The sequence below is a fragment of the Heliomarina baculiformis genome (assembly GCF_019966545.1).
In the GTDB taxonomy this organism is placed as follows: domain Bacteria; phylum Pseudomonadota; class Alphaproteobacteria; order Rhodobacterales; family Rhodobacteraceae; genus Heliomarina; species Heliomarina baculiformis.
The window spans coordinates 510,507-525,077 of the sequence record NZ_JAIMIC010000001.1 but is presented as its reverse complement, the minus strand read 5'-3'; the positions used below and the strand labels follow the sequence as shown (position 1 = coordinate 525,077).

Annotated in this window: 9 protein-coding genes; 7 read left to right on the top strand and 2 right to left on the bottom strand. The window is 63.0% G+C overall.

Annotated elements, in window-relative coordinates; translation table 11 throughout:
- Position 1 precedes the first annotated feature (1 nt).
- Complete coding sequence (locus tag MF268_RS02505) at positions 2-4,489, bottom strand: WD40 repeat domain-containing serine/threonine protein kinase (RefSeq protein WP_238369324.1); 4,488 nt, start codon at positions 4,487-4,489, stop codon at positions 2-4.
- 12 nt (positions 4,490-4,501) lie between these two features.
- Positions 4,502-4,951 (bottom strand): hypothetical protein, encoded by a 450-nt coding sequence (locus MF268_RS02500; protein WP_238369323.1) that lies wholly within the window; start codon positions 4,949-4,951, stop codon positions 4,502-4,504.
- A gap of 1,865 nt (positions 4,952-6,816) precedes the next feature.
- Between MF268_RS02500 and mraZ the strand changes: the two genes are divergently transcribed.
- The 7 genes from mraZ to mraY are packed head-to-tail and all read left to right on the top strand — an operon-like array spanning position 6,817 to position 14,507.
- Positions 6,817-7,329 carry a division/cell wall cluster transcriptional repressor MraZ gene (gene mraZ, locus MF268_RS02495; protein WP_238369322.1) on the top strand — a complete coding sequence of 171 codons (513 nt, stop codon included), beginning with the start codon at positions 6,817-6,819 and terminating at the stop codon, positions 7,327-7,329.
- Between the two features lie 4 nt (positions 7,330-7,333).
- Positions 7,334-8,329 (top strand): 16S rRNA (cytosine(1402)-N(4))-methyltransferase RsmH, encoded by a 996-nt coding sequence (gene rsmH, locus MF268_RS02490; protein WP_238369321.1) that lies wholly within the window; start codon positions 7,334-7,336, stop codon positions 8,327-8,329.
- Entirely contained in the window at positions 8,326-8,676 is a 351-nt protein-coding gene (gene ftsL, locus MF268_RS02485) for a cell division protein FtsL (protein ID WP_088633348.1), read from the top strand. The genes rsmH and ftsL overlap by 4 nt, the downstream gene beginning before the upstream one ends.
- Positions 8,673-10,457 (top strand): peptidoglycan D,D-transpeptidase FtsI family protein, encoded by a 1,785-nt coding sequence (locus MF268_RS02480; protein WP_238369320.1) that lies wholly within the window; start codon positions 8,673-8,675, stop codon positions 10,455-10,457. Before ftsL ends, MF268_RS02480 begins: the two co-directional genes overlap by 4 nt.
- 17 nt (positions 10,458-10,474) lie before the next feature.
- Positions 10,475-11,968: a UDP-N-acetylmuramoyl-L-alanyl-D-glutamate--2,6-diaminopimelate ligase gene (locus MF268_RS02475; RefSeq protein ID WP_238369319.1), complete on the top strand. Its 1,494-nt coding sequence runs from the start codon at positions 10,475-10,477 to the stop codon at positions 11,966-11,968.
- On the top strand, positions 11,965-13,404 hold the full coding sequence (locus MF268_RS02470) for a UDP-N-acetylmuramoyl-tripeptide--D-alanyl-D-alanine ligase (protein ID WP_238369318.1): 1,440 nt from the start codon (positions 11,965-11,967) through the stop codon (positions 13,402-13,404). The genes MF268_RS02475 and MF268_RS02470 overlap by 4 nt, the downstream gene beginning before the upstream one ends.
- Positions 13,405-13,424: 20 nt before the next feature.
- Complete coding sequence (gene mraY / locus MF268_RS02465) at positions 13,425-14,507, top strand: phospho-N-acetylmuramoyl-pentapeptide-transferase (protein WP_238369317.1); 1,083 nt, start codon at positions 13,425-13,427, stop codon at positions 14,505-14,507.
- Positions 14,508-14,571: the final 64 nt, after the last annotated feature.

The window sequence follows — 14,571 nt, the reverse complement described above, 5'->3', positions numbered from 1 at the left end:
TTCAGCGATTGTTGCCATGGTCGTCGCGGCACATGTCCGGCGCGTCCGGCCCGCCAAGGTACTGTGCGCGCCGCTGCGACCCAAGCGCCTCGCGGCTCAGATCGCAGGCCGTTTGCAGGCTGAACAGGTCCCAAAGCCGCACCACCCCGTCATCTCCCGCGCTGGCAAACCGCCGCCCGTCTGGATGGGCCGCAAGCCGCCAGATGGCTCCGTCATGGGCTGCCGCGATCTGACCGATCCCCTTGTCATAGGTCAGGTCCCAGAAATGCAACCCGCCGCCACGGTCGCTCGCCACCACCGTCGAGCCGTCGCCCAGCAGCAGCACATCCGTCGCCCCGCGCACATGGCCGCTGAAATTCGCGCGGCGGATGCCCTCGGGCATCGACCAGATCGCGATCACTTCGTCGCTGTCGGCAGTCGCCAGCGTCGCCCCGTCCGCGCTGAAGGAAACCGACCAGACGATATTCGGCGTCACGTCCAGTGCCAGGGGCCGTTTGTCACTGCCCAACTCCCAGATAAAGGCCTTGCCACTCGTCGTGGCCATCGCCAGCCGGTGAAAGCCTCGGTCCAGCGCCGCGCGGGTCACATCCCCTTCGGGCGGCTCGAATGTGGCGGTCACCTCGCCGGTGGTGACATCGTAAATCCGAACTGAATCCTCGTAAGCTACCGCCAAACGGGCACCTTCCGCATCAAAGGTCAGCGACCAGACGGGCACCTCCCGCGCGGGCAGGCTGATCCGCGCCGCCTCCACATTGGCATCCCAAATCTCGACCCGCCCGTTGCGGTCCGCACTGGCGATCCGAGCGCCTTCCGGTGCATAGGCCAGCGCCCAGACCTGATTGTCATGAATGGGTCGGGCGATTGGAGAAGCTCTCCGGTCCAGACCAACGGTCGTCACGATCCCGGCGGTATCCGCATAGGCAAGCCGCTCCGCGCCAAGCGCAACGCCGCGCGCCTTTGCGCCCGAAGCTACGGTGAAATCGCTCGATAATGCCGGCACCGGTCCCAGCCGCCACAGGCGTATCTGCTGATCCATGCCCAGCGTCGCGGCCATCGGCACTTCCGGTGAAATGGCGATATCGATGATCGGCCGCGTATGCCCGGCGGGCGAGCGCAGTTCCGTCCCGCCCGATCCAAGGTCGCGCAAATACAGCTTGCCATCCGGCCCGCCCGCCACCAGTGCGCGATCAGCGGGCAGAAAGACAACCGCGCCGATCTTGTCCTCGCTTTCAAAGGCATGACCCCAGGGTTTGCCGGTATCGGGCAAAACGACCGAGGCGCTGCCATCGCTGCTTGCCGTGGCCAGCAGGTTGCCGTCGCTGCTAAAGGCCAGCTCCCAGATATCGCTCGAATGCAGGCTGGCAAGCGGCGCAAACAGTTCCTTTCCTGAAGGGTAAGACCATGCGCGAATTTCGCCAAGACCGTTTCCGGCGGCCACCATATCGCCGCGTGGCCCAAAGGCGACCGAGGTGAAATCGCCGCCGCTGCGCCGCGCCAGCACGCGGCTCTGGCCCAGCGTTTCGCCCTCAAGCGGCCAGATCCGCACATTGCCATCCTCGCCCGAGGTCGCCACCACCTTTGACACAGGATCAAAAGCCAGCCGCCAGAGCACATCGCTGGTTTCCCCAACGGTGATGGGCGTTCCTGCCAATCCCGCGTCAAAGGGCCAGACCATCAGCTTTCCCCGGTCTCCGACCGCGCCAAACGAATGACCGTCCGGCGCGAAATGGATGTCCTGTATGCCGCCGATGCTCGCGTCATACATGGTTCCGATGCGGCGGCGGCTGCGTGTATCGATAATCCGGATCGTCCCGTCGCGTCCGCCGGTCACCACGAACCGTCCGTCCGGCGACATCGACAAGGCCAGCGCATCCCCCGCCGCGACGGGCGCGCCCAGCGGCACCGGTGCGCCCTTTGCCAGCACCTGCCGCGCCTGAAGCAAGGCCACCCGCGCGTCAAAAGTCGTTCGTGGCGAGGTCGAGCGGGTGATCGACTGCGCTGCCAGGTTTAGTGCCAGCAGCGGGTCGTCCTGCGTATAGCCCGCGGCCGCCGCGCCAAGCGCGCTGGCGAAACTCTCCTGCGCCTGTTCGCTCGCCGCCTCGGCCAGTTCGGCGTTATGCCGGGCCTGTAGCGATTGCTGATAGGCCATGATCGAGGCCAGCGTCGCCCCGATCGCCAGCAACGCCAGCCCGCTGACCGACGCAACCTGCCAGCGTCTGCGTCTTGCCCGCCGCTGGGTCTGCGCTGCGTGTTCCACATCGCGCCGAGCGACCGACGCGCCGATGAACTCGCACTCCAGCGCGCCGGTCTTGTCGCGGTTCTTCACGAACCATTCGTGCAGATAGTCAAGCCGCGCACCCCGTAGCAGCAGCTCCGGGTCACGCTCCCCCTCGATCCAGTCCTCGGCCAACTGGATGATCCGCAGCCGGGTGCGCAGATCCGCGCGCGAGGTCTCGATCCAGCGCCGCAGTGTTGGCCATGACCGGAGCAGCGCCTCATGCGAGATCTGCACCGTCTCGTCATCCACCGTCAGCAGGCGGGCTTCGGTCAGACGGCGGATCACCCGGTCAAGCACCTCGGCGTCGGCGTCGTTCTCCAGTTCGGACCGCGCCACGATGCGCCGCGTGTCCGCCCCGCCTTCGCCGGGACTTACCAGCCCAAGCAGCAGCCGTTTCGCCACCCGCCGTTCCTCATCCGTGAACACCGTGTCGAACACCGCATCCGCCGTCTGCCGCACCGCACCCGCCATGCCACCGCTGGCCTGATAGCCTTCAAGGGTCAGTGTCGATCCCATGCGCCGCATCCATGTCTCGACCAGCGCATGGGACAGCAGGGGCAGGGCGCCCGCATCGCTGCCCGCGTCATTTACGATCGCATCGACCAGATGCTGCTCTATATAATAGCCCGCCCGCCGCGCCGGTTCGAGCACCGCCCGGCGCAGATCGGCAGGGGTCATCGGCCCGACCAGCACCTGATTGCGGCTTACCGCCTCGGCCAGCCACGGGATCGTGGCGCACATTTCGTAGAAATCCGCCCGGATCGTGATGACCACCCGCACCGGGTTCTCGACCGGCTCGGTGATCGCGGCCAGCGCCGTGACAAGGGCGGCGGCCTGTTCTGGCGTATTCAGCGTGAACAGCTCCTCGAACTGGTCGATGACCAGCAAAAGCGGCTCGCTTGCCGTGGCCGTCAGCACCTCGCGGGCAAGCCCGGGGTGCGCGATGAATTCCTCCAGCCGCACCCGCGTCGCACCATCGTCACCGCGCAGCCGGAAATACAGGCCCGACAGAGCATCCCGCCCCGGGGTGAACAGCTCGATCCGCCAGTTCTCGCTCCCCGGAATGGCCCCCTGTCGCAGCGAGGATATCAACCCCGCCCGCACAAGAGAGCTCTTGCCGCTGCCGGACGGTCCGCCAACCACCAGCACGGGCTGCGCCTGCAACCGGGCGATCAGGTCGGCGACGATCTCCTCGCGGCCAAAGAACCGGTTCGCATCTTCCGGCTGAAACGCGCTGAGCCCCCGGTAGGGGCATTCGGCGCTGGTGGCCGGATCGGCGTGTCCCGCGCGCGAATCGCCCCGGTCCACCGGGTTATGCGCCGCGACCAACGCCAGCGCGTCATGCGCGGCGCGCCCCCAGCTGTCGATATCCTCGAACCTGTCCTGTGGGTTTACCGCCATGCCGCGCTGAAAGAAATCGTGCCAGGCCGGGGGCAGCACCGCCAGCTCGTCTCCGCTATCCAATTGTTCCGGCGGTCGATCCCCGCATATCGCATGCCAAAGTACGGCAGTCGCGGAATAGACATCCGCCGCCGGGGTCGCACCGCCGTCGGCTTCGTACTGTTCGGGCGCCATATAGGCCGGTGTGCCCGCCATGATAAGAGAGGATGGCGCATGGCCCAGAAGGTCGGTCGCAATCCCGAGATCGCCGATGATTACCCGTTCGCCCTGACCCTGAAAGGCAGGGGGCGGCTCGGAAAAAACCATGGTTTCCGCCTCGGAACCGACGGGCGAGGGGCGCGGCCTTGGACCGATCGACTGGTAAAGGATGTTGTCCGGCTTGATATCGCGATGCACCACCCCGGCGCGGTGGATCGCCGCCAGCCCCGCGCTCAGCGCGTCGACAAGCTGCAAAACCTGATCCGGCGGCAGCCCGCGCGTTGCCTCTTCATGGCCCAACCGACGCGCGGAAACCCGGTTGGTCAGCGTTCCACGGTCCGCATAATCCATGACGAAATAGGGTCGTCCGTCGCCAAGCCTTCCAACGTCGTGAACGTTGACAAGGCTGTAAGACTTGATGCGCCGCAACAGCCGCGCTTCCTCGACAAAACGCTGCTTCAGCCCGTCATGGTCTTCGTCATCGTAGTGAAGGATCTTGATTGCAACTTCCGCCGCCAGTTCTTCGTCCCAGGCAAGCGCCACCACGGCAAACCCGCCGCGCGCGATCTGCCGGCGGACGACATACCTGCCGATGTATTCCGGAAGTTCCATTCCGAGGAGCGATCAGAACAAGGCAGCGGTGTCGACACACATAAAGGCTTCGGGGTCGAGAATATCGTGGTTTCGATCCGCCGCCGACACGCACAGCATCGTGGTCTCGGCACGCTGGCTGACCGAGGCGGCCCCGGTCGTCACGTATTCCGGATAGGCGTCAGTCGGGTGCCAGTCGCCCTGCTTTTGATCATATTCGGTTTCGGCGTTATTGCTGACCTGACGTACGGTGAAACGGTCGCCCCACCAGACATGAATATGGTTCTTCGACATGTCCGGGGCGAAATTCGCCTCGAAGGTCAACGCCAGTTCGTCACCTTCCGCAGATACCGAGGTGATCTGGACAAGGCAGCCATCCACCGGGCAGGCATTTGCCTCTTGCGCAAGCGCCGCACGCGGCATGGTCAGGGTTGATTGCAGGGCCATGATCGCCGCCACGGCCAATAAGGTCTTTCGCTTCATGTTGTTTCGATCCTTGATCGGTCTGAACAAGTGCCGCGAGTGTGGTGTTAACAACTCTAGCGTGAAACGCGCTCAACATCCAGTTTATTGCGGCTTGCAAGCACGCAGGGCTGAAGCACCGGCTTTTCATAAGGTATGTCCGGTAATGGGACGGTATGGGAAACATGCTCGCGGCTGCACCCGCGATGTACAGGGGGTGTACAGATGGTGCACAGGAGGTGCCCGGCGTTTTTGGCCCATTTTGCGTACACCACGATCCTGCAATCGTGCCGCCGGGAAGGGCAGGGAGCAGGCAGATTGTTAGCGAAGATCACGCCTAAAACGGCATGCTAACCAACGATAGACCATGTAAGGCTAAGTATATTCTTGGACGCAAAAAAAAGGCGGCGACATCGGGAGGAGGATGATGTCGCCGCGCTCTTGCATCATCTGCGACACAGGGAGGAGCGGTCACAGACGAATTCCTAATTTCGGTCCGGGTTTGCCGGGGGATCAAAAGGCGGCGACATCGGGGAGGAGGATGATGTCGCCGCGCTCTTGCATCATCTGCGGCACAGGGAGGAGCGGCCACAGACGAATTCCGGTCAGGTCCGGAGACCTGGGGTCAAAAGGCGGCGACATCGGGGAGGAGGATGATGTCGCCGCTCTCTTGCATCACCTACGACACAGGGAGGAGCGGTCGCAGGTGCATCTTTTGGCCGTAAGGCCGGTTATAAAAGGCGGCGACATCGGGGAGGAGAGTGATGCCGCCGCTAAATACAGACCCTCCAGGGAGGAGGAGAGGAGGACCTGATCCGTTGTTTCTTTTTAAGGTGCCGTTGTTGCTAGCGCCTTAACTTGAAACCAATTTAGCAAATTGCTGCGCCTGCACAACCGCACCCTTTTTCAATGCTGCCATGCAGCAAATGCATGGATAGGCTAAGTGTTGACCGGTCAACACTGTTAGCGATGTTTCGAAGGTGCCGATATTCCGGTCAAAGCGGCTTTACGCGCGTAAAAATTGTGCAGATGAGTCATCTTTACGTAGCGTTGAGTGACGTCAGTCATTTGGTAAGGTTCTGAGCTGGCGATCTGCCGGAATCGCTGGGACGATTCGAATTCTCCGAAAAAGGGGAATCACTTTCTTTTCTTTAAGGGTGATTCCTGAAAGTGTTTTCGTATGGATCGCGTGAGGTTCTGTCGGAGGAGATCACCGTTCGCGCGGGCGCGGACGAAAAGGATCGCTCTCTTGGGAAATCATGGGATGGAGCCGTGGGAAACCATGGGACATGCTTGGGCAAAGTGGAATGCCGCTCTCTTCACTCCGGATTTTTCGCGGCCTTTCTTTGGAAAATTTCTTTGCAGGTCAGGAACAATTTGCGAACATCGGGCGTTTCGACGTGAGAACTGAAAAAATCTGGGAAATTACGGGATAAATTTTCACTTCGCTCTCTTCCACACAATAGTCCGTGTTGCTGCTCCGTTTCCACTATATGTTGTGCCAAAAGAGCAGCATCTCTTGTTTTCAAGGGCAAATTTTGCCCCTCGTTGGTGCTGTTTGCGTCTCACTTCCCAAACAAAACTGTTGATTTCCATGAATTCCCATGGCATCCCTTTGTCATCGGATGAAGACGAACACCCATAGGGGCACCAAACGACCCCGAAGCTAAAAATAAGCAGGTTTCATACAGGCCATACGCCTTCATCAGACCAAAGGATCCGGCGCGCGGGCGAGCAGACATCCCCCCAGGTGGCGCGCGCAGCTGGACACCCCCCGCTAGGCGGGACGAGGGCGGCGGGTTGATCGGTGGCAGCGGATCAACCCGCCGTTTCTCATTTCTGGGGAACGGAATGTGACGCGGGAGCGTGTGTAAAGGACAGGGCAGGTGAGCCGCAGGTTCAGAGGCGAAAGCGAGCACAAGGTCGATACGAAGGGTAGGGTGTCCATCCCCGCCCTGTTTCGTCGTGTGCTCGAAGCCGGTGATCCTGACTGGCAGTCGGGTCAGAACCCGCAGCTTGTCGTGGTCTATGGCGATCACCGCCGCAATTATCTTGAATGCTATACGATGGAAGCCATCGAAGAAGTCGATGCCAAGATCGACGCCCTGCCGCGCGGCTCTGTGCCCCGGCGGATGATGGAGACCCTGTTTCATCGCCAGAGCCACCCGATGACGGTAGACGAAACCGGCCGTCTGGTGCTGCCCGCCAAGCTGCGCAACAAGATCGGTCTTGATGACATGGCGGTCTTTGCAGGCGCAGGCGACACCTTTCAGATCTGGAAGCCCGAGGATTACGAGGCCGACAAGGCCAAGGCCGAGGCGGTTCTCGACGAGATGCCCGAAGACTTTGATATCATGATGTATCTTGACGCCGCCCCCGCCGCGCCAGAGGCAGGGTGACGCCATGACTCAGGACGACGCTCACGATCCTGACAAACCCCACGTTCCCGTGCTGCTGCGCCCCTTGCTGGCCGCAGTGGCGCCGGTGACAGGCGTCTGGCTGGATGGCACGTTCGGGGCGGGTGGCTATACGCGCGGATTGCTCGAGGCCGGGGCCGACAAGGTGATCGGCGTCGACCGCGATCCGCTGGCCTTTGAAATGGCCCAGGGCTGGGCGGGCGAGTATGGCGACCGGCTGGTGATGCAGCCCGGTGTGTTTTCGCGCATGGATGAATATGCCAGCGACCTTGACGGTATCGTGCTCGATCTAGGCGTCTCCTCGATGCAGCTCGATCAGGCTGAACGGGGCTTTTCCTTCATGAAGGACGGCCCGCTCGACATGCGCATGTCGCAGGACGGCCCGAGCGCTGCCGATCTGGTGAACGGCGCGGCCGAAGAGGATATCGCCGACATCCTGTTTCGCTACGGCGAGGAACGCGCAAGCCGCCGCATTGCCCGCGCCATCGTGAAAGCGCGCGAGGAAGAGCCGATCACGGCGACGCTTCGCCTCGCAAAGCTCATTGAATCCTGCCTGCCGCGCGCCAAGCCCGGCCAGTCGCACCCGGCAACGCGCAGCTTTCAGGCGCTTCGCATCGCGGTGAATGATGAATATGGCGAATTGTATCAGGGCCTTATGGCCGCCGAGCGGGCGTTGAAACCGGGCGGCAAACTTGCCGTCGTGTCCTTTCATTCGGTCGAGGATCGAATGGTGAAACGCTTTCTGACCGCGCGCGCGGGCAAGACAGGGAATGCCAACCGCTATGCCCCCGCCGCCGAGGAAGATGCCCCGCAATTCACGCTCACCAGTCGCAAGGCCATCGCGGCCGACGATGAGGAACTGGCCGAAAATCCGCGTTCCCGCTCTGCCAAGCTGCGGGTCGCGGTGCGCACCGATGCGCCGGCGGGGAAAATCGACGCGAATGAACTTGGGATGCCGCAACTCAGGGAGGCCCGCAGATGAAAAGCCTGATCTACGTCTTTACCGTGCTGCTGGTTTTTGCGCTGGCATTCTGGGCCTACCGGGAGAACTACGCCACACAGCAGGTCCTGAAGGATACGCAGCGGCTTCAGCACCAGATCGGTGCCGCGCAGGTGCGTCTGAGCGTGCTGCGCGCGGAGTGGGCCTATCTCAACCGTCCGAACCGCTTATTGGAGTTAGCAGAGCTGAATTTCGACCGTCTCGGCCTGCTGCCCCTGCGCCCCGACCAGTTCGGTCGCGTGGACGAGGTCAGCTATCCGCCCGAGCCGCTGTTGCCAATCACCAACCCGATTGATGTCTCCACCATGGCAGGAGAGCAGGAGCCATGATCCGCACCCCCCTACGCCCGCTTGCACGCATCCTTTCCGCCCGCGCCAATGGTGAAAACCCGGACGCGATCATGCGTGAGAACCTGCGTCACCGTCACGCCGAAATGCAGGACAAGGCGCGCAGCCGGGCCGAGGGGCGTCTGCTGGTCCTTGGCATGTTCTTTTTCTGCGCCTTTACGGTTATCGGCGGACGAATGGGTCTGCTTTCCGTGTCCGAGGCCGAGGAACCATTGGCAAGTGCCATCGGCACGCCGATCGCGGCGCAACGGGGCGACATCGTCGACCGCGAAGGCCGCATCCTCGCAACCAATTTCGAAACGCATTCGCTCTATGCCCAGCCGCCGTTTATGGTCGATCCGCTTTCGGCCGCTGAGGGCCTGGTCAAAATCTTTCCCGATCTGGATCGCGACCGGCTGATCAAGGATTTCACCGGCAAGCGCAAGTTCGTGTGGATCAAGAAGAAAATCAGCCCCGAACAAAAGCAGGCAGTGCATGATATCGGCGATCCGGGGCTGTTGTTCGGCCCGCGCGAAATGCGTCTTTATCCCAATGGTTCGCTCGCGGCCCATGTGCTGGGCGGGGCCTCATTCGGCAAGGAAGGCGTCGACGCGGCCGAGGTGATCGGCGTGGCCGGGGTCGAAAAGCAGTTCGACAATTACCTCCGCGATCCGGCCAATGGCGGCAAGCCGCTGACACTGTCGCTAGACCTGACCGTGCAGGCGGCGGCCGAGCGCGTTCTTTATGGCGGCATGAAGCTGATGAACGCGCGTGGCGCGACCTCGATCCTGATGGACGTGCATACGGGCGAGGTGATCTCGCTGGTGAGCCTGCCGGATTTCGACCCCAACGACCGTCCCGCGCCGCCCACTTCGGGCTTTGACCCGTCGGTCAGCCCGCTGTTCAACCGCGCCGTTCAGGGGGTGTATGAACTGGGTTCGACCTTCAAGATCTTTGCCGTTGCACAGGCGATGGACCTGGGGCTGGTCGGCCCCGAAACGGTGATCGACACCCGTGGCCCGCTGCGCTGGGGTAAGTTCCGCATTCGCGATTTTCATAACTACGGCAAGGAGTTGTCGGTAACAAAGATCATTGTGAAATCTTCGAACATCGGGACGGCGCGCATCGCGCAGCAGATCGGTGCGGATCGGCAGAGAGAGTTCCTGTCGCATCTCGGCTTTCTCGATCCGACCCCGCTCGAGATTGTCGAGGCTTCGGGGGCCAGCCCGCTCTTGCCCAAGAACTGGTCCGAGCTTTCCGCGATGACGATTTCCTATGGTCACGGCCTTTCGGCCAGCCCGATGCACCTTGCCTCGGCCTATGCGGCGATTGCGAATGGCGGCCGCTATGTCGCGCCCACGCTGCTGCGTCAGGATATGCCACAGGAAGGGCCGCAGGTGATGTCGCCCCAGACCGCTGCCGCCTCGCGCAATATGCTGCGGCTGGTGGTTTCCGAAGGCACGGCAAGCTTTGGCGATGTGCCGGGCTATGCGGTGGCGGGCAAAACAGGTACGGCAGACAAGCCCAAGCCGCGCGGCGGCTATTACGACGACAAGGTGATCGCAACCTTTGCCAGCATGTTCCCGGCGCACGATCCGCGTTACGTGCTGATTGTGACGCTGGACGAACCGTCGGAAAACTCGGGCTCCGAACCGCGCCGAACGGCAGGCTGGACGGCGGTTCCCGTGGCGGCCGAGATGATCGCCCGCGTGGCACCGCTCCTTGGCCTCAGACCGGATATTGAACCCCGCGCGGCGGCTGGTATAACCCTGACCTCGAACTAGGCAGAGAGGGCAGGAACATGGGCAAAACGGACCAAAGGCCTGCCAAGCGCCTGAGCCAGCTTGCCCTTGCGGCACGTGGCGGCCGAGACCCTGAAATCACAGGACTTTCCGTTGACAGCCGTGATGTCAAAGAGGGCCATCTCTTTGCCGCACTGCCGGGCACCAAGGTGCATGGGGGCGAATTCATCCAGTTTGCACTGCGCATGGGCGCCCATGCGATTCTGACCGACGCGGTGGGCGCGCGGATCGCCGCCGAGGAACTGGCCGCGTCGGAAGCTGCATTGATTGTGGCCGAGGACCCACGCCAGACGCTGGCCTACACATCGGCGCTTTGGTTCGGGGGACAACCGGCCACGACGGTCGCAGTGACCGGCACCAACGGCAAGACCTCTGTCACCAATTTCCTGCGTCAGATCTGGACCGAACTTGGTCACAGCGCGATCAACCTTGGCACCACCGGCGTCGAGGGCGCATGGAGCGCGCCGCTGGCCCATACCACGCCCGAGCCGATCACGCTTCACCGCGCGCTGGCCGAGGCAGCCGCGCATGGCGTGACCCATGCGGCGATGGAGGCGTCGAGCCACGGGCTCGAGCAGCGTCGCCTTGACGGGGTCAGCCTTGTCGCGGCCGGCTTCACCAATTTCTCGCAGGACCACCTCGACTACCACGCGAGCTTTGATGATTATTTCGCCGCCAAGGCGGGATTGTTCCGCCGCGTTCTGCCCGAGGACGGCACCGCGGTAATCAACCTTGACGATGCGCGCGGGGTGGAATTGCGCGCCATCGCCGCCGCGCGTGGCCAACGGGTCATCACCACAGGGCACGCGATTGGCGATCTGAGCCTCTTGAACCAGCAGTTCGATGCCACCGGGCAGAACATCCGCTTTACCTGGGAAGGGAGGCCGCATCAGGTTCGTCTTGGTCTGATAGGCGGCTTTCAGGCGGAAAACGTGCTGCTCGCCTGCGGGCTGGCTATCGCGGCGGGCGATGATCCGGAAGAAGTCTTTGAAACGTTGCCCTTCCTGCGCACCGTGCGGGGGCGTATGCAGCTTGCCGCGACCCGTGAAAACGGGGCGGCTGTCTTTGTCGATTTCGCTCATACGCCGGATGCCATTGCCACGGCACTCTCCGCGATGCGCCCGCACGTGATGGGTCGGCTCATTGCGATCATCGGCGCGGGCGGCGACCGCGACACGGCAAAGCGCCCGCTAATGGGACGCGCGGCGGCGGAAAATGCCGATCTCGTCATCGTCACGGATGACAACCCGCGCAGTGAAGACCCCTCGCTGATCCGAGCCGCCGTTCTGAACGGGGCGCCGCAGGCGACCGAGGTCGCAGACCGGGCCGAGGCGATTCTGCGCGGCGTCGATATGCTCGAACCGGGCGATGCGCTGCTGATCGCCGGCAAGGGCCATGAAACCGGCCAGATCGTAGGAGACGACATCTTGCCCTTTGACGATACAGAACAGGCCAGCGTCGCGGTGGCCGCGCTGGACGGCCGCCCGGTATGAGCCTCTGGACAGCAGACGAGGCCGCAACCGCCACCGGCGGAAAGGCGCGGGGCGACTGGCAAGTCAGTGGTGTCTCCATCGACACCCGCACGCTTGCGCCCGGCGATCTCTTCGTGGCCCTTAGCGCCGCGCGGGACGGCCACGAGTTCGTGGCGCAGGCCCTAGAGAAAGGGGCAGGGGCCGCACTGGTCAGCCATGTGCCCGACGGCCTGCCCGACGACGCACCGCTCCTCATCGTCGATGACGTGCAGGCCGGGCTCGAGGCACTCGGCCGCGCGGGCCGCGCGCGTACCGGGGCGCGCCTAATTGCAGTCACCGGCAGCGTGGGCAAGACTTCGACCAAGGAAATGCTCTTTGAAATGCTCTCGGATCAGGGCCGCACACACGCCTCGGTTGCGAGTTACAACAACCACTGGGGTGTGCCGTTGACGCTGGCCCGGATGCCGTCCGACACCGACTATGCGGTGATCGAGATCGGCATGAACCACCCCGGCGAGATAGCGCCGCTGGCGCGCATGGCGCGCCCGCATGTGGCCATGATCACCACCGTCGCCGCCGCCCATCTCGAAGCATTCGACAATGTCGAAGGTATCGCTCAGGAAAAAGCCGCTATCCTCGAGGGTCTAGAACCCGAGGGTGTCGCAATCCTGAACGCGGATATCGACACGGCCGCAATCCTCACCGACAAGGCAGCGGAATGCGGCGCAGGTGTCGTGACCTTTGGTCGGAACGGGCAGGACTTTATCCTGAAAGACGTGCGGATTTCGGGCGAGGCCACCGTGGTTCAGGCCCAGAACCGGGGTGATGCGATCCTGTTCAAACTGAACACCCCGGGCAAACACTTTGCAATGAATGCGCTTGGGGCACTGGCGTCCTGCGAAGCGCTTGGTGCCGATCTCGCGCTGGCGACGCTCAGCTTGGGGCGCTGGCAGCCCTATCGCGGCAGGGGCACCCGCGAAACCATCCATCTCGACGCGATCGAAGCCGATCTTTCCATCGATCTGCTCGACGATGCCTATAACGCAAACCCGACCTCGATGGCCGCCGCGCTCGACGTGCTGGCGGCGTCGCCGGTGCGCGACGGCACAGGCCGGGTCCAGATCGGGCGGCGCATCGCATTCCTCGGTGACATGAAGGAACTGGGCGAGGATGCCGCCTCGCTCCACGCCGGGCTGGCCAGCCTCGAAGCGATGGATCATATTGACTGCGTTCATTGCATCGGGCCACTGATGCAGAATCTTCACGCGGCGCTGCCCGAAAACAAGCGCGGCGCCTGGGCAGAAACAAGTGCGGAGATGGAGCCGGGGTTGCGCCACAGGATCGACAGTGGCGATGTCGTGCTGGCCAAAGGCTCCCTGTCGATGAAGCTCTCGGTGATTGTTGACGCGATCCGCAAAATGGGTCATGCGCAGCCGATATCCGACAGGGAAGAATGATCATGAGTGGAACAGTCTGAATGCTCTATTGGCTGACCGCATTGTCGGACGGGGGCGATTTCTTCAACCTCTTCCGGTACATAACCTTCCGGGCCGGCGGCGCATTCCTCACCGCGCTGATCTTCGGATTCATCTTTGGCCGCCCGCTGATCGCCGTCCTGCGCCGCACGCAAGGCAAGGGCCAGCCGATCCGCGACGATGGCCCCGAGGGGCATTTCGTCAAGGCTGGCACCCCGACCATGGGCGGTCTGCTGATCGTCGGCGCGCTGGCGACATCGACGCTGCTCTGGGCAAGGCTCGACAACGCCTTTGTCCAGCTGGTTCTCTTCGTGACGCTGGCCTATGCGGCCATCGGGTTCGCCGATGATTACGCCAAGGTTTCCAAGCAGAATACTTCCGGCGTGCCGGGCAAGCTGCGCCTCGTGCTGGGCATGCTGATCGCGATTGCCGCCTCATGGTGGGCGGCGCAGAACCATCCTGTTGAATTGCAGGGTCAGCTCGCCCTGCCGGTCTTCAAGAACACGCTGATCAACCTCGGCTATCTCTATATCCCCTTCTGTGTCTGCGTCGTCGTCGGATCCGCCAACGCGGTCAACCTGACCGACGGGCTCGACGGGCTCGCGATCATGCCGGTGATGATCGCCGCCTCAACCCTCGGGGTGATCGCCTACGCGGTGGGCCGGGTCGACTTCACCGACTATCTCGACGTGCATTACGTGCCCGGCACGGGGGAACTGCTGATCTTCACCGCCGCGTTGTTCGGCGGCGGCCTCGGCTTCCTCTGGTACAACGCGCCACCGGCGGCCGTCTTCATGGGCGACACCGGCAGCCTCGCCCTTGGCGGGGCGCTGGGGGCCATCGCAGTGGCGACCAAGCATGAACTGGTGCTGGCCATCGTCGGTGGCCTCTTCGTGGTAGAGGCTCTCTCGGTGATCATCCAGGTGCTCTATTTCAAACGCACCGGCAAGCGCGTCTTCCTGATGGCGCCGATCCATCACCACTATGAAAAAAAGGGCTGGGCCGAGCCGACCATTGTCATCCGCTTCTGGATCATCGCCCTGATCCTTGCCATGATCGGCCTCGCCACGCTCAAGGTCCGCTGATGCCATGACCCGGCCCCAGCTTCTTTGGGTCGAAAATATCCCGGGGGGCCGCGCATCGCGCGGC

Excerpts from the sequence above, each read along its gene's own strand:
- MF268_RS02505 (WP_238369324.1), bottom strand. The coding sequence starts at position 4,489 with ATGGAACTTCCGGAATACATCGGCAGGTATGTCGTCCGCCGGCAGATC.
- MF268_RS02480 (WP_238369320.1), top strand. The coding sequence starts at position 8,673 with ATGATCCGCACCCCCCTACGCCCGCTTGCACGCATCCTTTCCGCCCGC.
- ftsL (WP_088633348.1), top strand. The coding sequence starts at position 8,326 with ATGAAAAGCCTGATCTACGTCTTTACCGTGCTGCTGGTTTTTGCGCTG.
- MF268_RS02470 (WP_238369318.1), top strand. The coding sequence starts at position 11,965 with ATGAGCCTCTGGACAGCAGACGAGGCCGCAACCGCCACCGGCGGAAAG.
- MF268_RS02500 (WP_238369323.1), bottom strand. The coding sequence starts at position 4,951 with ATGAAGCGAAAGACCTTATTGGCCGTGGCGGCGATCATGGCCCTGCAA.
- rsmH (WP_238369321.1), top strand. The coding sequence starts at position 7,334 with ATGACTCAGGACGACGCTCACGATCCTGACAAACCCCACGTTCCCGTG.
- MF268_RS02475 (WP_238369319.1), top strand. The coding sequence starts at position 10,475 with ATGGGCAAAACGGACCAAAGGCCTGCCAAGCGCCTGAGCCAGCTTGCC.
- mraY (WP_238369317.1), top strand. The coding sequence starts at position 13,425 with ATGCTCTATTGGCTGACCGCATTGTCGGACGGGGGCGATTTCTTCAAC.